Origin of the sequence: uncultured Aquimonas sp. (assembly GCF_937888285.1) — a bacterium.
GTDB lineage: Bacteria > Pseudomonadota > Gammaproteobacteria > Xanthomonadales > Xanthomonadaceae > Aquimonas.
The window spans coordinates 63,912-81,172 of the sequence record NZ_CALART010000090.1 but is presented as its reverse complement, the minus strand read 5'-3'; the positions used below and the strand labels follow the sequence as shown (position 1 = coordinate 81,172).

The 17,261-nt window shown below is 71.2% G+C and carries 10 protein-coding genes; 8 read left to right on the top strand and 2 right to left on the bottom strand.

All coding sequences use genetic code 11. The features are described from left to right. Nucleotides 1-123: 123 nt before the first annotated feature. Nucleotides 124-2,418 (bottom strand): hypothetical protein, encoded by a 2,295-nt coding sequence (locus tag Q0654_RS16690; RefSeq protein WP_298855986.1) that lies wholly within the window; start codon nucleotides 2,416-2,418, stop codon nucleotides 124-126. A 114-nt stretch (nucleotides 2,419-2,532) separates the two neighbouring features. Beyond that, complete coding sequence (locus tag Q0654_RS16685; protein WP_343230150.1) at nucleotides 2,533-4,383, bottom strand: ATP-binding protein; 1,851 nt, start codon at nucleotides 4,381-4,383, stop codon at nucleotides 2,533-2,535. 273 nt (nucleotides 4,384-4,656) lie between these two features. Between Q0654_RS16685 and Q0654_RS16680 the strand changes: the two genes are divergently transcribed. The 8 genes from Q0654_RS16680 (at nucleotide 4,657) to Q0654_RS16645 (ending at nucleotide 17,210) form a co-directional block, all read left to right on the top strand. After that, the gene (locus Q0654_RS16680) at nucleotides 4,657-5,307 is read left to right on the top strand and encodes a ParA family protein (RefSeq protein ID WP_298855985.1); all 651 of its coding nucleotides are present in this window, start codon (nucleotides 4,657-4,659) and stop codon (nucleotides 5,305-5,307) included. 116 nt (nucleotides 5,308-5,423) lie between these two features. Next, the gene (locus tag Q0654_RS16675; RefSeq protein WP_298855984.1) at nucleotides 5,424-6,500 is read left to right on the top strand and encodes a hypothetical protein; all 1,077 of its coding nucleotides are present in this window, start codon (nucleotides 5,424-5,426) and stop codon (nucleotides 6,498-6,500) included. A gap of 170 nt (nucleotides 6,501-6,670) precedes the next feature. Then, on the top strand, nucleotides 6,671-9,163 hold the full coding sequence (hrpB, locus tag Q0654_RS16670) for an ATP-dependent helicase HrpB (protein ID WP_298855983.1): 2,493 nt from the start codon (nucleotides 6,671-6,673) through the stop codon (nucleotides 9,161-9,163). A 144-nt stretch (nucleotides 9,164-9,307) separates the two neighbouring features. Further along, a complete protein-coding gene (locus Q0654_RS16665) occupies nucleotides 9,308-9,709 on the top strand; it encodes a VOC family protein (RefSeq protein ID WP_298855982.1) in 402 nt (133 codons plus the stop codon). A gap of 87 nt (nucleotides 9,710-9,796) precedes the next feature. Continuing rightward, nucleotides 9,797-10,681, top strand: a complete 885-nt coding sequence (locus Q0654_RS16660) for a DUF1566 domain-containing protein (protein ID WP_298855981.1) — start codon at nucleotides 9,797-9,799, stop codon at nucleotides 10,679-10,681. Next, on the top strand, nucleotides 10,678-11,361 hold the full coding sequence (locus Q0654_RS16655) for a DUF1566 domain-containing protein (RefSeq protein ID WP_298855980.1): 684 nt from the start codon (nucleotides 10,678-10,680) through the stop codon (nucleotides 11,359-11,361). The genes Q0654_RS16660 and Q0654_RS16655 overlap by 4 nt, the downstream gene beginning before the upstream one ends. Before the next feature lie 138 nt (nucleotides 11,362-11,499). Further along, the gene (locus Q0654_RS16650) at nucleotides 11,500-12,114 is read left to right on the top strand and encodes a sigma-70 family RNA polymerase sigma factor (protein WP_298855979.1); all 615 of its coding nucleotides are present in this window, start codon (nucleotides 11,500-11,502) and stop codon (nucleotides 12,112-12,114) included. Between the two features lie 215 nt (nucleotides 12,115-12,329). After that, nucleotides 12,330-17,210: a hypothetical protein gene (locus tag Q0654_RS16645; protein WP_298855978.1), complete on the top strand. Its 4,881-nt coding sequence runs from the start codon at nucleotides 12,330-12,332 to the stop codon at nucleotides 17,208-17,210. Nucleotides 17,211-17,261: the final 51 nt, after the last annotated feature.

The following is a 17,261-nucleotide window of genomic DNA, read 5'->3' as shown; positions in this document are numbered from 1 at the left end:
CGGGCTGTGTGCATAGGGACGAGTGTCCAGCTTACGGTGGGCCAGGGCCCACCCTATGCAGAGCGTCGTCGAGACCTCATGGGGTGGGCCCCGGCCCACCATGGGCTCCATCCTTGCGCATCGCTACAGTCCGTAGCGTTCGACCAGCGCCCGCTGCGCATCGACGTCGATGCCGGCCGCCTCGGCCAGGCGTGCCCAGCACAGCCGGTGTTCGAAGCCGGCGGTGGCCTGTTCGAGAGCGGCGTGGATCTCGGTCAGCGGCAGCTGCGCCGGCGCCGAGACGCTGAAGAAGATGGCCGGGTGCGAACGATCGCCGTCGGCGCTGTCCTGCACCTCGTAGTCGTCCGGGCTGTGAATCCAGACCTTCCAGCCGCGCGATTGCAGGCCATCCCGCAGCCGGTCGAAGGCCTCTTCGCCGGGGTGCACGCCATCGACCAGCCAGCCGGGCCCGTAGCCGCCGGCACGCAGCGTGTGCACGCAGGGGAAGGTGGGGATGAAGCGCTGACGCTCTTCTTCATCCTCGGGTGCGGGGAATACCAGCTCGGCGTCGTAGGCGACCTCGTCCATCACGTGCTGCTGGCGCGGGCCCCAGGCGTTCTCGACGATGCGCGCACTGACCGGGCCGGTGCGGCGGGCGTAGTAGTCGATCGCCTTGTCGCCCTCGATGAAGCGGATGATCACCCAGCTCCAGTCCTCATCGATCGGGCCGGATTCGGTCTCGATCTCCATGCCGAGCTCGCGGGCCACGCGATGCACGCCCGCCCAGTCGCCGGCCGCCGTCGCCGCCGTCAGATAGTCCCAGGCAAGGCCACGTTCATCGGGCAGCGCTTCGCGCAGCGCCGCCAGCTGTCGGCTGGCCTCGGCGAAGCGCAGCTGCCGTTGCAGGCTGCGCACCAGCAGGCGGCGGCCGCCGTGGTACTCAGGGGCGACCTCCAGCATGCGCAGGCAGTGCTGCTCGGTTTCAGCCCAGTCGCCACGATGGGCGGCGACGTTGGCGCGGCACCAGTGCGTGGTCGCGGGTGCTGAGTGTGCATACAGCCGCGCCAGGCGCTCGACCTCGTCGTAGGCGTTCTGCTGCAGCAGGTAGGTCATCAGCGTGTAGGCGGGGCTCTCTTCCTGGGCGTGATGGCGTTCGACATAGGTCCACAGTAGTGCGATCGCGTCATCCATGGCGCCGCAGGCCTGCAGCGCCTGCGCCGTCTGCTGCAGCAGCGCGGCATCGTCCGGGCGCTGTTCCACCGCCTGCAGCAGCCACTCGGCTTCGGTCTCGGGGTTGCGCTCATCGGTCTGCTCGGCCTGCTCATCCAGCCATTGCAGCAGCACATCCGCAGCCACTGGTGCCGGGCGCCGCGGTGCCGCTTCGATCTCGCTCGACAATGTCGCGAGCATCGCCGCGGCACCGGCGTCGGCGCGCAGGCGCGGCAGATGCGATTGCGCGATCTGCAGCAGGCGCTGCGCGCTGAAGCGGCTGCCGCGCGCCAGTGCAAGGCGGGCGGCGTAGACCGCCAGTTCAATCGTGCGGCGATGGGCGCCCAGCTTCGAGTGATGCAGCACGCCCTGATGCAGACGCGCGCCGCGGCCCCAGTCGTTGTGCTCGGGCAGCGCCATCAGCACGGGAAACGAGGCCTCCATCCACGGCAGCAGGTCGCCATCGTTGATCTCGCGCAGCGGCGGAAGGGTCTCCCACGCCTCGTCCATGCGGCCCAGCGCCGCCAGCGCACGCGCCTTCAGCATCGTCCGCGGCTGGGCGATGTTGCGCCATTCCACGCCGTCGATCGCGGCCTCCTCGGCTTCGATTCGGGCCAGCACCTCGGCCGCGCGATCGTTCTCCAGCAGCAGGATGTTCTCGACTTCCAGCGTGCCGCCATTGGCCTCGACGCCTGCCGCTTCAAGCACGGCGCGCTGCGACTGCAGCCAGCTCAGTGCCTCGGCGGCGCGGCCGCTGTCGCGCAGTGCCAGGGCCTTCTGGTAGGACAGGCACTGGAAGCAGTTGCGGCTGGGCTCGATGCGGGCGAGGGTCTCGTCGCAGACCGCGATGCGCTCCTCCGCCCAGCCGGGGCCGTCGATGTTCGCGTAGCAGCTGGCGACGTCCTGCGTGACGCAGATCGACTGCGGACACTCGATGGTTTCCTCGCGATGGGCGAACTCGAACAGTGCGATGGTTTCGGCCAGGGCGGTCTCGCCCTCGGCCTTGTTGCCGAGCCGGTTGCGCAGGTCCCAGTGACGCACGAAGACCTCGAGCCACGGGTTCTCGAGCGTCTTGCACAGTGCGCGCAGCTCCGGCATCAGCGCCTCGGCGCGCTCCACTTCCTGGTCGCAGATCTCGCTGCTGAAGCGGTCGATCAGGTCCGCGCTGTGCGCTTGTCCGGCTTCGCGCAGCGAGGCCTGCAATTGTTCGATCCAATGCCAGATGTTCATCGAAGTTCCTGGGGATTGAGTGCGCCGCACGGGCGCGGAAGGACGTGAAAGGGCGCGGGGCTGCGGGAGGGACGGCCCCCCGCCCGCGGGAGATGTGCAGTGCTTGCGCGGGCCTCAGCGCATGAGCAGGGCCTGCACCGAGTCGGCCAGGTCCTGCAGGGCGCCACCCAGCGCATCCGGCGCCTGCGACTCGTGGCCGGCGAGGATGGTCTTGAAGGTGCGCAGCAGACGTGCGCCCATCGCGGCGTGCGCGCTGCCTTGGCGCAGCGACTGCAGCAGCGCGTCGACGGCCGGGTTGGAGAGGTTCAGGTACAGACGGCTGTCGTGGCTGGCGTCGATCTGCGCCGTGAACTGCCGTGCCAGACGCAGCGCGGCCAGTGAGATCTTCTTGTCCTGTGCATCCGCGTCGAGACGACGCTTCAGTTCGCTGTCGCGATCCGGCACCACCACCAGCGGCAGCACCGCCGGCTCGAAGTGCGCGGGCTGCAGTCGTTCGCCCTGGCAGAGGTGCTCGCGCAGCCAGTCGAGCTCGTGCGCGGGCAGCTCGGCTTCGCGGAACAGCTGGCGGTTGCCCTGCTCGGTACCCAGCTCGACCAGACGCAGTCCACGCAGTTGTGCCCAGCGCCGCAGGAAGGGCACCACCGCGTAGCGATGCCCATGCGCCACCGGAATGCCGAGAGTGCGGAACAGCATCGCCTCGAAGCCCTGCTGGCTTTCCAGAATCACGTGCAGGGCGCCGCGCGAGATCAGCTCGGGCACACGCAGTTGACCCTGCGAGGTCGGCACGCGCAGATGCTCCATCATCAGTGCGAACAGGCGCTCGTCGCAGAGGCTGGCGCCCAGCAGGGCTTCGTTGTGGCGCAGCAGGATGCGGCGCCAGGCCTCCGGTTGCGTGCGCACGATCTGGCCCAGGCCATCGATCAGCGATTCGGACAAGGCGTGTCGCACCGCGCTGTAGTGGGCGTCGCGCTGCAGATCCTCGCGGCTGGCGGTGGGCGTGAGCCGGTTCGATTCGATCACCCCGCCGACGAACCCCGCCCAGGAGGGCAGCAGGTCGCGGGCATCGTCATCGAGGAGCATGCCGCGTACGAACACCGCGAGGTTGCGGTTGTCGCTCGTGCCGTAGGTGGCGCCATCCTGAACCCACAACAGGCCACGCGCATCGCTGCCGGCCTCCGTGCCCGAAGGCTGCACCTCCACCGTGCAGATCGGCTCGAAGCTGCGCTCGAAGCGTGCGGCGAACTCCAGATTGCGGCGCTGCGCCTGCAGCGGATGCAGGGGCGTCTCGCCGTCGCGCCGCCACGGCGGCGGCTCCGGATTGATGGCTTCAGCGCTGCCGCACAGATGGATCGGTTCGGGCAGCAGGGCACAGTAGTGCCGCAGGATCTCGTCGAGCCGTGCCGGGCTGGTCAGCCCCCGGTACTCGTCCTGCAGCTCCAGCACGATTTCTGTACCGACCGCTCGCGCCGCGATCGGGCTGACCGAGTACTGCTCGGCCGTCGTCGACAGGTAGACGTGCCCGCGGTCGGGCTGCTGGTACGAAGTGGTGCGTACGCTGACCCGCTTGGCCAGCACGAAGGCCGACAGGAATCCCAGGCCGAACATGCCGATCAGGCCGCTGTCCTCATGCCCGGATTCGCGCAGCCGACGCGTGTAGCCGACCCCGACCGTCGCCAGGTAGGCGTGGATCTCATCCTCGGTGAGGCCCGCGCCGGTGTCGATGATGCGCAGCACGCCCTGTTGGGCATCGGCCAGCACTTCGATCCGGCTGGGGCCCTGCCAGTCCGGCTGCTCCAACCGGCGGCGGAGGATGGAGTCGTGCGCGTTCTGCACCAGCTCGCGCAGCGCCACCATCGGCGTGGAGTAGAGGTGCTTGCTCAGCACCGACATCAGTCCGCCGAGGTCCACGGCGGTGCTGCGAAGCTGGGCCACCGGGGCCCATGCGGGTGGGGTCGAAAGGCTCATGAAAGGTTCGGAGGTGACGGGATCGGGGCGTGCGATCGCGGCACGCAAGCCGGCTAGGATACTTCGGGGAATCGGCCTTGCGTGTCCGCCCTTGGTATGGAGCGCAACGGTGCAGGCCAGTCGCGAAGCTCGCGCACCTTGCACCCCGGGTCTGGCGTTTTGCGGGCGGAACCGGGCGGCCGATCGAACCGCCGCTGCGAGCCCGGCCGCCGGCCCATGCCGGCCTCGCCGGGGCGCTGCTACAGTTCCGGCGAAACCCGGGGGAGAGCCTGCATGCACTCGATTCTGGTGGCGAGCAGCAAGGGCGGCTGCGGCAAGTCGACGATCGCGACCCAGCTGGCGGCCTGGACGGCCGTGCAGGGACGGCGTTCGGTTCTCGTCGATCTGGACCCTCAGGGCTCGTCCCTGCACTGGTGCGAGCGCCGCGCCGGCAGCGGCGCGCCCGAGGTGCTCGGCGTCAATGGCGCGGACGGCCGCTGGCAGAAGCGCCTGCCCGAGGACACCGACTGGCTGGTCTTCGATGCGCCTGCCGGCTCGCAGCCGGCGACGCTGAAGTCGGTGATCGAGCGCGTCGACGCCCTGCTGGTGCCGGTGCTGCCGTCCGCCTTCGACCTCGAAGCCACGGCCGGTTTCCTGGATGCCCTGTGCGGTCACCGGCGCATGGCCGAGGGCGGTCTGCAGGTCGGCCTGGTCGCCAATCGGCTGCGCATGAACACCCAGGCCAGCCAGCGCGCGCTTGCCCAGCTCGCCGAGTGGCCCTGGCCGCTGCGCGCCGAGCTGCGCGATTCGCAGAGCTATGTGCTGCTGGCGGCGCTGGGCAAGAGCCTGTTCGACTACGACAACGAGGCCGTGCGCACCCAGGCCGAGCCCTGGCAGCCGCTGCTGCGCTGGCTGGCGCGGGCGGGACGCCGTCCACGGAGTTGATCCCTGCGCCGCGACATCAGCGCCAACCGTTGCGCTAAGTCGCGATTAAGCACGCCGGGCCTAGGGTCCGACGACCGCGCGCGTCCCGCGCCCCACAGCGTCACCGGAGTCCCGTCATGCGCAAGACCCTCGCCCTCCTGCTCGCCCTCACTGCCGGCGGCGCCCAGGCCTACCAGCCCGAGGCCGGCCTGTGGTGGAACCCGAACGAGAGCGGCTCCGGCTTCACCATCGAGCTGCAGGACAACCTGCTGGTGTTCACCGGCTACCTGGGCGAGCCCAACGGCCTGCCGGTCTGGTACACCTCGGCGGGCTTCCTCAACGGCAATGCCCTGTACGAAGGCGAGCTGCTGCGCTTCACCAACTCGCAGTGCGCCGGCTGCAGCTACAGCGGACCGCCGCAGAATCAGCGCGTGGGCACGATCCGCCTGGCCTTCGATGCCAACGACCCGACCCGCGGCACCCTGACCTGGAACGTGCCGCCGCTGCCGATTCGCAGCATGCCGATCGAGCGCTACTACTACTACTACAAGCGCACCGGCCCGAATGGCGACGGCTCGGCTCCGATCCAGGCCAGCAAGATGCTGGGCGAGTGGAGCCTGAACCTGGACTTCAGCGAATTCCCCAACTTCAACGATTTCCGCTTCAGCGGCGACGTTCTGGTGTTCGACCAGCTCGATCTCGAGGGCGGCACCTGGTACTTCGACGGCTGCCGCAGCGAGACCTCGCTGGACGCCGAGTGCAGTACCGACGCCCTGCGCTTCAACGGCGCCTCGGGCTTCTACAGCACGAGCCGCCGCCGGCAGTCGATCATCCTCGACGACAACAGCGTCAACGGCAGCGGCCAGCGCCTGTGCATGTACTACGAGGCGCCGGTGCAGGCCGAGTACTTCAGCGCCGGCGCCACCGGCAACAACGACGGTGGCTTCACCATCTTCCCCTGCAGCGCCAACCCGCTGAACTACGCGCTGTATCCGCTGCGCGGCTTCCGCTCGGCCAGCCGCACCTTCGTCGAGACCGGGCGCGGGCCGAGCAAGCGGGCCGAGGCGGCGACCGTCGACCACACCCCGGCGCTGCGTGAAGCCGCACCGCTGAAGTCCGTCGCCCAGCGCAAGAGCGAGCAGGACGACGCCAGCTACGTCGCCTTCGAGAACGAGGTGCAGGCCCTGGTGCAGCGGGTCAACGCCAAGCGCTGAGGCGACGCCGAAGACTTCAGCGTCGTCGCGCGCCAAGGAGGGCGCGTCCGCGGATCGAGCACGTACGTGCTTGATCCGTGCCGCCCAGAAGTGCATCTCCCAAATCGTGGACACTACGCCGCCGCGGCCCGACCGCGGCGGCGTTTTCCTTTCTGCCGGTTGTGCTGCCCGTGTCCGACGCGTTTCCCATCGATCCCCTGCTGCCCGAGATCCTGTCCAGCCTTGAGCGACATCCGCGGCTGGTGCTGGAGGCCCCGCCCGGCGCCGGCAAGACCACCCGCGTGCCGCCGGCCTTGCTCGATGCCTCATGGCTCGAAGGCCGCAAGGTCCTGATGCTGGAACCGCGCCGCATCGCCGCACGCGCGGCCGCGAACTTCATGGCCAGCGCACGCGGCGAACAGCCCGGCGAGACCGTCGGCTATCGCATCCGCTTCGAATCCAAGGTGGGCCCGCGCACCCGCATCGAAGTCGTCACCGAGGGCATCCTCACCCGCCTGATCCAGGACGACCCGCTGCTGGACGGCATCGGCGCGCTGGTCTTCGACGAGTTCCATGAGCGCCATCTCAGCGCCGACCTCGGGCTTGCGCTCGCGCTCGAAGTGCAGGCCCAGCTGCGGCCCGACCTGCGCATCGTGGTGATGTCGGCCACGCTCGACGGCGAGCGCCTCGCCAAGACGCTCGACGCCCCACGCCTGACCAGCGCCGGCCGCAGCTATCCCGTGCGCATCGCCTATCCGCCGCGACAGGGCAACGAACCGGAAGACGCGCAGCTCAAGCGCGCGGTCGAACTCGCCCTGCGCGAAACCGACGGCGACCTGCTGGTGTTCCTGCCCGGCCTGCGCGAGATCCAGCGCGGCGAGCGGCTGCTGTTCGAATCGGCGCAGGCGGCGAATGCGGAGGTGCTGCCGCTGTACGGCGAGCTGCCGGTGGAGCAGCAGGCCGCGGTGCTCAAGCCTTCCCCCGATGGCCGCCGCCGCATCGTGCTGGCCACGAATGTGGCCGAGAGCAGCGTGACCCTGCCGGGGGTGAAGGCGGTGATCGATTCCGGCCTCGCCCGCGAGCCGCGCTTCGATCCGAACTCCGGCTTCTCGAAGCTGATGACGGTGAACATCTCGCAGGCCTCGGCCGACCAGCGCGCCGGTCGCGCCGGGCGCGTGGCGCCGGGCGTCTGCTATCGCCTGTGGCCGGAGAGCCAGCGCCTCGAACCCGCACGCCGGCCCGAGCTGATGCAGGTCGAGCTCTCTGGCCTCGTGCTGGAGCTGCGCGCCTGGGGCAGCGATGCCTTGCCGTTCGTTGACGCACCGCCGCCGGGCGCGCTCGCCCAGGCCGAAGACCTGCTGCGCGCGCTGGGCGCGCTCGATGTCTCGGGCGCGCTGACGCCGCTGGGCCGGCGCATGCTGAAGCTCGGCACGCACCCGCGTCTCGCCGCGATGCTGTGCGCGGCGCCCGATGCGCAAGCGCGCGCGCTGGCCTGTGATCTGGTCGCCCTCATCGAAGGCCGCGACGTGCTGCGCGGTGAATCGCGCCGTCGCGAGGACTGGGCCAGCCGCTGGCAGGCCCTGCAGGACTTCCGCGCCCGCCGCGGCGGCCACGACACCGATCGCAGCGCGCTCATGGCCGTGGAGCAGGCCGCGCGCAGCTGGCGTCGGCGCCTGGATACGAACACCGAAGTGGCCAGCGCCTCGCCGCACCGCCTGGGCGAGCTGCTGCTGCACGCCTTTCCCGATCGCATCGCGCACGTGCTGCCCAACGACCGCCTGCGCTATGCGCTGGCCAATGGCCGCATGGCCAAGCTGATGCCGGACTCGCCCCTGGTCGGCGAGCCCTGGCTGGTCATCAGCGAGCTGCGCGCCGATACCGGCGACGGCCTGATCCTGCGCGCCACCGGCTTCGACGAAGAGGCGCTTGAACGGGAATTTCCCGAGCGCTTCATCGAGCGCGACGAGGCCGGCTGGGACGAGGCCGCGCGCGCGGTCACCGCCTCGCGCGTGCGCCGCTATGAGCAGATCGTGCTGAGCCGCAAACCGATCGGCAAACCCGACGCCGAGCTCTGCGTGCAGGGCCTGATCAACGGCATCCGTCGTCTGGGCCTGCAGGTGCTGGACTTCAGCGAGGCGCAGCGGCAATGGCAGCAGCGTGTCGCCCTGCTTCGCACGCACTGCCCCGAGCTGGGCCTGCCCGACCTCAGCGACGAGGCGCTGCTGGCGACACTCGACGCCTGGCTCGGCCCCTACCTCGGCGGCAAGACGCGGCTGTCGCAAATCGACGCGTCCCTGCTCGGCGAGGCCCTGCGCTCGCGCCTCGACCACAGCCAGCGCCAGGCCGTCGAGCGTCTCGCACCCACGCGCATCAGCGTGCCCTCGGGCATGGAGCGCGCCATCGAGTACCTGCCGGAACAGCCGCCCGTGCTGGCGGTGAAGCTGCAGGAGCTGTTCGGCCTCGCCGACACGCCCGCGATCGCCGAGGGCCGCGTGCGCCTGACCCTGCACCTGCTCAGCCCCGGCGGCCGCCCCATCCAGGTCACCCAGGACCTGCGCGGCTTCTGGGAGCGCACCTATGCCGAGGTCAAGAAGGAGCTCAAGGGCCGCTATCCCAAACACCCCTGGCCGGATGACCCGTGGACCGCGCAGGCCACGCATCGGGCGAAGCCAAGGGGGACGTGACCGGCCAGGCTGCTTCGAGTCCCTGTCCTCTTCTGGCGCGATGCGGGACTCCAGGTCCCGGCGCCCCGCAATCGCGCCGGCATGCACATCGACGGTGGCGGCCCATGGCCCACACTGCGCAGCCCCGAACGCCCGAGCCCCGCCATGCCCTCACCCCCACAGCTGTTCCAGTTCGCCCTGCTGGTCCGCGACTATGACGAGGCCATCGCCTGGTACACGCGGGCGCTGGGCTGGGATCTGATCGAGGACACGCCGCTCTCGCCGGAAAAGCGCTGGGTGGTGGTCGGCGTGCCGGGCGCGATGCAGGTGCTGCTGGCGCGGGCGGCCACCGAGGCGCAGGCGGCACACATCGGTCGACAGGGCGGCGGACGGGTCTGGCTGTTCCTGCGCAGCACGGATTTCGACGCCGACTGCGCGCGGCTGGCCGCTGCCGGCGCGCGCTTCGACGGCGCGCCGCGCAGCGAAGCCTACGGGCAGGTGGTGGTGTTCGAGGATCTGTACGGCAACCGCTGGGACCTGATCGGGCCGCCGCGCGCCAGTGGCTGACGCGCGCGCGGCAGAGCGAGACCGCGTTCGTTTCGCCGATGCCGGCGCATTCCTCGATCCATCCATCGCCGGATCGAGGTCGCCGCCATGCCCATCCTCCGCCGCATTCCGTTCGCCCTGCTGGCCGGCCTGCCGGCTGCGTCCGCGCTGGCGCAGACCGGCCTGCTCAACGACAGCGGCCAGCGCCTGGTCTATACCGCCACGGCCGTCTCGCCGCTGCCCGATCCGGTCGACTTCCCCGGCCAGGACGCCCGCCATGGCCGCGACATCGCCTTCGAGGAGGGTGCGCTCGCCAAGCAGGGCCGCGGTGCCGCCGGCTTCGACTTCAGCAAGCTCGGCGCGGACGGCCAGCCGCTGGCCGTGCAGGACCAGGCCTGGGCGCGCGACGCGCAGGGCTTCGATGCCGGTAGCGAGGCCGCCGGCACGCGCTGGTCCTGCGTGCGCGACCACGTGACCGGACTGGACTGGGAGGTCAGGACGCATACGCCGGTGCCTGCACTTCGCGACCGCGGCTGGACCTACAGCTGGTACAGCAGCGCGCAGCGGCCGGACGGCACCGCCAATGCCAGCAACGGCGGCGATCCCGGCGGCAGCAATCGCGGCCAGTGCTTCGACAGGTACGACCCCGACAGCAACCCGGGCGGCCTGTTCTGCGACAGCGCTGGCTATGTCGAGGCGGTCAATGCGATCGGCCTCTGCGGCAGCAGCGACTGGCGCATGCCGACCCGGCGCGAGCTGGAGTCGATCGTCCACTACGGCACGCGCTGGCCGGCGATCGATACCGCGCTGTTTCCGGATGTTCCCGGCGACTTCGGCAACCCGCAGAACCCGGTGCCGAACATCACCTGGACGGGCACGCCGGCGCCCTTCAGCGACCAGGCCTGGAGCCTGTACTTCGAGTACGGCACGCCGGTCGACGGCACCAGCAAGACCTTGGCCGCGTCGCTGCGGCTGGTGAGGAGCGCGCCATGAGCGCCGGCATTGCAGCCTCGGGATTGCGCGCTCGGCGCTGGGTCATCTGCACGCGAACGCCTGCGCTCCTCGCCGTGCTGCTGGCGCTGGCCGGCATCGGACCGGTCCGCGCGCAGAGCTGCTTCAACCCGCAGGTCGCCCCGTCCACGCCCACTGCGGACTTCGAGCTCCAGAACGACGGCACCGCCGTGCACCGGCCCAGCGGCCTGCAGTGGATGCGCTGCTCGCTGGGCCAGGCTTGGACCGGTTCGGGCTGCAGCGGCACGGCGCAGAACCTCACCCAGTGGCGCGACGCTCTGCAGCTGGTGCGCGCCGTCAATCTCGGTGAGTCGAACGCCGACGGCGACGGCGCGCCCGGCTTTGCCGGCTACGGCGACTGGCGCCTGCCCAACTTGAAGGAGCTGGCCAGCCTGCACGAGGCCTGCCGACGCAATCCGGCGATCAACGAGCAGGTGTTTCCGAACGCACCGGCGCAGGGCCTGCACTGGACCTCGACCACGGTGCACCAGAATGCGCTGGCTGCCTGGTACTTCGACTTCGGCGAGGGCCGTGCCGGCTTCGCGCTGAAGTCCGATGCGCTGCCGCGCTTCCTGCGCCTGGTCCGCGGCGGCAGTGCGGGCGCTGGCTACCAGGCGGGCGCCAACCGCGTGTTCGCGGACGGCTTCGAGCTCACGCCCTGAAACACGGCGGCCTGTCTCGCTCTGCCCATGGCTGGCATTCCGCGGGCCCGGCGCTGCGGTCCGCGCTCCCCGACGATTGATTCAGGGCCGGCAACTGCGCACAGTGTGGCGGTCCTCACGCGCAGGCTCCGCCCGGCCATGGGTGAATCGAGCGGCTCCGGCCACACCACCGGCTTTCTGTTGCACCGCATCCGCGATGGCGATGCGGCGGCGCGCTCGGCCCTGGTGGCGCGGGTCGGGCCGCTGCTGCAGCGTTTCGCCCGCGGCCGCGTGCCGCAGCTGCTGCGGCATCAGCAGGACACAGCCGACCTGCTGCAGATCACCTGGCTGCGCGTGCTGGAGCGCCTGCCGCAGATCCGCACCGAGTCGCCGGGCGACTTCTTCGCCTACCTGCGCACCGTGCTGATCAATGCCCTGCGCGAAACCCTGCGCCGGCAGGGCGCCTCGCCGGTGCTGGGCCCGGGCGGCGAGGACGATGCCGCGGCCTCGGCCTCGGCCGCGCTGCCGGCCGCCGAGGTCGATCCCGAAGACTGGCTGGCCTATGAACAGTCACTGCAGCGGCTGGAACCCGCCCACCGCGCGCTGGTGCTGATGCGTTTCGAGTTCGGCATGAGCTTCGCCGAGATCGCCGCCGAACTCGGCGAGACGCCGGACGGTGTGCGCATGAAGCTGAACCGCGCGATCGCCCGCATGGCCAGCGCGGCGGAGGCGCAGGCCCCGGCATCGCGGATCGGCGATCCGAAGCCCGCATAGGGTGGGCCCTGGCCCACCGTGGCCTGGAACATGCCGATGCCTGCGTTCGTCGACAGGCCTGGCGTCGCCGCTGGTGCGAGCGCGCGCGCGCGTGGGTGTGGCGAAGGTCCAGCTCATGGTGGGCCAGGGCCCACCCTATGCCGCGTCGGCGTTCGCTTTCCCCCTCTGGCCGCATTCCTGCATGCGAGCGGCCATGGGGGCCCGGAGCGACGACCATGCATGCAGTCCGTCCACGCAGATCCGGCCCGCGCCTCGCGCGCGGCCTGCTGATTCTCCTGCTCGCCGTGCTGGCCGGCCCGGTGCTGGCGCAGATCGCGGTGACGCCGGCCCTGCCGACGCCGCAGTCCACGCTCAGCGTGGCGGCGCTGCCGCCTGCGGCCGGCAGCTACCGCTTCCGCCTGCGCACGGTGGGCGCGGTGCTGCTGCAGTCGGGGGTGCTGAACACGGCCGCTGACGGCAGCGTGCGCGGCACGCTGACGCTGGGCGCGATCGCTCCGGGCAGCTACACGCTCACGCTGGACGACAACGGCAGCGGTGCGCAGGTCTTTAGCCGCGCGCTGACCGTGGGTGCGCCGCTCGGCGTCAGCGCGACGCCGGATGCGCTGCGCCCCGGCGATCCACTGCGGGTCGCCCTGAACGGCCTGCGTGCCGCGCCGACCGTGCTGCGCATCAACGGCCAGCGGGTGTTCGGCCCCCAGCTGCTCGCGGGCGGCGCAGCGACGGCAGCGGTGGATCTGCGCCTGCCTTCGGCGACGCCGACCGGCGGCAGCGCCAGCCTGCGCGTCGAACAGCTCGAGGGCGCGCAGGTGATCGCCGCCGGCGATGGCAGCGTGCGCGTGCTGGCTGCGGGCTTCAGCGGCCCGGCGCGGGTGCTGAACCTGGCCGGCCTGCCGGCGAGCCTGCGCATCGGTGAGGCATTCACCGTCAGCGGCCGGCTGGAGCTGCGCCAGGGCAGCCCGGTTGGCCTGCGCGCGCGCATCAATCTGCGCCTGCCGGATGGCCGCGTGCTGCCGCTCGATGACGGTCGCGGTGCGGTCGGTGCCGACGGCAGCTTCGCCATCCGCGGCTGGCTGCGCTCGACCTGGAGCGGCCTGCCGGTGCACTTCGGCGCCACCGGCCAGGGTCAGACCGATATCGTCTTCACCGAGCCCGAGCGGCCCCCGACCCGCGGCCCGAGCCGCGGGCCTTTCAGCTTTCCCGGCGGCGCCGTCAACCTGCCGGGGCCGGACGATCCGGTGCAGTTCCGGCTGCGCCTGCGTACGCCCGATGGCCAGCCGATCCAGGGCGGCATCGTCACCGTCGACGGCAATGTCGGCAGCATCCTGCCGCCCGAGGAAGCGCGCGGACCGGGCGGCCTGAATGCCAGCAGCGCCCTGCCGACGACGACCTCAAGCGCCGGCATGGTCCTGCGCAACCCGGCCCAGATCGGGACGATCCTGCAGCAGACCGCGCCGGCCCTGTATGCGCGCATCACCGGACAGTGTCCGCTGACGCTCTGGCGCGGCGAGACCGATGCCAATGGCGAGGTCACCGTCGTGCTGGACCGTACCGAACTGATCGCGGCGGTGGCCGCACATGTCGGACGGCAATGGAACGATGGCAACGGCTCTGGCCCCGGCGACAACGAACCGCTGGAAAGCCTGATCCTGATCCGCGCCTCGGGCCTCACCGTGGGCTACACCGCGAATGCCAACGGCGGCATCGCGCAGGGCATCGAGTATCCGGTCATCTACCAGCACAACGGCGGCACCTTCTGCGGTGGTGATTCGCTGGAGTACTTCCAGTGCACCAACCCGCTGGGCTTCAACCCGCTGCTGATCTACACCATGCGCCCGTACAGCGGCAGCATCAGCCTGCCGCTCGATCCCGACATCGGCGGACTCCCGCGCAGCGCCGACGCCGCCGGCCTCGCGACCTGGGGCCCGATCACCACCTTCCCGGGCAGCGCCTTCAATGATGCGCAGGGCCTGAACATCGCCGGTGACCTGCCGGTCCGCTTCACCCTCGATCAGGGCCTGTTCGGCGTGGTGCAGTCGGCCCTGCTGTCGAAGTGGGTGCGCAACACGCAGAACCAGTGGGTCGAGCAGACGATCGGCAGCTTCCCGGTCCGGCCTTCCCAAGCCTGCGCAGGGCCTGGTGACACCGAGTTCGAGGTCAATCTGCCGGGCTTCCACCGCAGCCCCTGGGGCGTGGAGCGCTATCGCATCCGCGTGCAGGGCACGCCGGCCAGTGCCTTCGGCGAGTACCGCTTCAAGCTGGAGACGCAGCCGCCGCCGCCGTGGTGGCGGCAGCCGCCAGAGGACATGCTGAGCCGCAGCCTCGCGCAGTGGACGCCAGCGCGCGCCGAGCTGCGGATGACCGTGCGGCCCGAGCCGGTGGCGGTGGACGCCACGCCGCCGCAGGGCATGCCGACGCTGCAGAACCGCAGCCAGGGCAAGGAGGAGCTCCGCAGCAATGTCGACGCCAATGGCCAGACCAGCTTCCTGCGGACGGGCGAGAGCGAGAACCGCACGGTCAATCGCGAGGCCGAGCCGCGCAGTGCGACCCGGTCAGGCCTCGCCTACAGCGAGACGATCGGGCCTGAACGCATCCTCGATACCGGCTGGATACCCGTGTTCCGTTTCGCCTGGGGCGTGCCGCCGATCGCCGCCGCCACCTTCGGCATCGACGCCCGCTTCTGGGCCGATCTGCTGGTGCAGATGCAGGCCGAGCTGGATCTCGAAACCGGCCAGCTGTCGAGCCTGCTGAAGACCCAGCCCTCGGTGGGGGGCGCCATCGATGCCTTCTTCAACTTCAGCGCGGTGCTCGGCCTGGTCGACATGACCGCCGGCTTCACCCCGAGCTTTGGCGTGGCGATGCCGGTGACGGTGGTGAACGGCCGGCTCGATCCCGAGCAGAGCGAACCTTGCTTCCGCTTCCGCATGCAGGTGCGCTACGACGTCAGCGTCGGCCTGTGTCCGCTGTGCGTGGAGTTCGGCGACACCGCGGTGCCGATCGACGAGCGCGAGCCGAACAACAGCTGCCAGATCCCGCCCCTGGGCAGCGCGAAATACGAGGCCTCGACGCGGCTGGCGGCCCTGGGCATCACCCGGCTGGCGCCGGTCAGCGCGGCTTTCGATGCGCTGGGTCAGGGCGGCCTGGCCGAGGCGCGCGAGGGTCGGGTGCAGTTCCGGCCGTGGCAGGGCGGCGGCTTCGCCGCGCCGGTCGATCTCGGCGCTGTGGTCGGCGCCAGCGCGCCGCAGCTGGCCTATCACGCACCCGGGCAGGCGGTGCTGGTGTACGAGCGCTCGCCGCTGACGGAGAGCGCCTTCCGCGCCTCCAGCCTGCAGGCCGCCACCGCGAGCCGGCATCTGGTGTTCCGTCGGCTGCAGAACGGTAGCTGGGGTGCCGCGCAGAACCTCACGCCGCCGGGTGCCGGAGGCGAAGGGCAGGTCAGCCTCGCCACCTGTCCAGCAGGCGCCAGCGGCTGCCCGGCCGGAGGCGAAGTGCTGGCGGTGTGGACGCGTGACGCCGGCGCCGATGTCTTCGGCTTCCGCTTCGAGGTCTGGCACGCCTTCTTCCGCAACGGCGCCTGGACCGCGCCGGCGCGCGTCGCCGAACCCGGTGCGGGCAGCGACATGCACGCGCGTGCGACCTATGCCGGCGGCGTGCCGATCGTCAGCTTCACCCGCGCCAGCGGCCGCAGCCTGGCCGCGCAGGCGACGCGCCAGCTGATGTACCGCGTGCTGCCCGGCGGCGTGCCGGCGCCGGTCGGTGGCGCGCCCGAGGGTGTGGTCTGGCAGTCGCTGGCCAGCGATGCGCAGGGCCGGCCGGTGCTGGCGTTCACCGCACACCCGGGCGGGGCGGCGCAGATCGGCAACCAGGCCGAGCTGTGGAGTGCGCTTGGCACCTGCAGCAGCAACAGCTGCAGCTTTGCCAGCCAGCGCCAGACCGATGCGCTGGGGCGCGGCCTGCGCGCCGAAGCGCCGACCCTGCTGCGCACCGCCAGCGGCGACGTGCAGCTGGCTTTCCGCGGGCTGGGCTTCAGCCCGAACGCGCAGGGCCTGCGCGCGGCCCCCGGCGACCCGATCGGCATGCTCGCCGGCACCGGCAGCCTGGTCAGCGTGGTGCCGCGCTTCGACGCCGCACCCGCGTCCCTGCTCACCTTGGGCGACGGCGCCGGCCTGTGGATGAACCCGGTGCTGGCGCAGAACCCGGCCACCCAGGGCCTGCTCGCGCTTGCCGACGTCAGCGCCGCGCCGGTGTTCAACGTCGCCGCCTTCGAGAAGAGTCTGGCCTTCGAGCCGCTGCGGCCGAGCCTGAAGAGCACGCCGGTCGAGGGCAGCCTGCAGCTGGTCAGCCTGGCCGACGCGCCCGACTTCGCGGTGGAAGCCGTGCTGCCGGTGGATACCGTGCTGCAGCCCGGCGGCACGATCCGCGTGCAGGTCGCCCTGCGCGCCCGCGGCAAGCCCTGGCAGGGCGGGGGCGGTGGCGAAGCGCTGCGCATCGAGGCGGCCTGGGACGCTGAACCCGGCGTCGGCGAGTTCGCCGGCCGCACCGATCTCAGCGCCTTCGGCCCCGGTGGCCAGGCCCTGGTCGATCTGGATGCGGCGGTGCCCGCGCAGTTCAGTCGCGACGAAACCCGCCGCCTGTTCGTGCGCGTGCAGCTCGGCACCCAGGCGGATGCCGACGGCGCCAACGACCTCGGCAGCGCCGACATCGGCGCGCTCGAAGTGCCCGGCCTGCCCGAGGTCGAAGTGCGCCAGCGCGACCGCCACGTGCTGCTGGAATGGCCGGCCGCGAGCGATCCGCGCATCAGCGCCTGGCGCATCTGGCGGGCCAATCCGCCGGCCGCTGACGGCAGCCAGGACTGGACCCCGGTGGGCTCCAGCTTCGTGCCGGCCTTCATCGACCTCACTGGCGGCGATGGCCGTACCGACTGGTATCGGGTCACCGCCCTGAGCGACGCGGGCATCGAATCCGCCCCCGGCCCCGCCGCGGTGGCGGTGCGCGATGCGCGCGCGCCGACGGCGGTATTCGCCGACGGCTTCGAGCGCATCGACGAGCCGCCGGCGGCGCCCGCGGCGGGCTATGTCATGCAGGCGCCGGAGCGCTAGAGCACCCGTCCAGGCAAGGCTGAAGAATCCAGCCTTGCCTGGGTATGGCGC

Excerpts from the sequence above, each read along its gene's own strand:
- Q0654_RS16675 (WP_298855984.1), top strand. The coding sequence starts at position 5,424 with ATGCGCAAGACCCTCGCCCTCCTGCTCGCCCTCACTGCCGGCGGCGCC.
- Q0654_RS16645 (WP_298855978.1), top strand. The coding sequence starts at position 12,330 with ATGCATGCAGTCCGTCCACGCAGATCCGGCCCGCGCCTCGCGCGCGGC.
- Q0654_RS16665 (WP_298855982.1), top strand. The coding sequence starts at position 9,308 with ATGCCCTCACCCCCACAGCTGTTCCAGTTCGCCCTGCTGGTCCGCGAC.
- Q0654_RS16650 (WP_298855979.1), top strand. The coding sequence starts at position 11,500 with ATGGGTGAATCGAGCGGCTCCGGCCACACCACCGGCTTTCTGTTGCAC.
- Q0654_RS16690 (WP_298855986.1), bottom strand. The coding sequence starts at position 2,418 with ATGAACATCTGGCATTGGATCGAACAATTGCAGGCCTCGCTGCGCGAA.
- Q0654_RS16660 (WP_298855981.1), top strand. The coding sequence starts at position 9,797 with ATGCCCATCCTCCGCCGCATTCCGTTCGCCCTGCTGGCCGGCCTGCCG.
- Q0654_RS16680 (WP_298855985.1), top strand. The coding sequence starts at position 4,657 with ATGCACTCGATTCTGGTGGCGAGCAGCAAGGGCGGCTGCGGCAAGTCG.
- Q0654_RS16685 (WP_343230150.1), bottom strand. The coding sequence starts at position 4,383 with ATGAGCCTTTCGACCCCACCCGCATGGGCCCCGGTGGCCCAGCTTCGC.
- Q0654_RS16655 (WP_298855980.1), top strand. The coding sequence starts at position 10,678 with ATGAGCGCCGGCATTGCAGCCTCGGGATTGCGCGCTCGGCGCTGGGTC.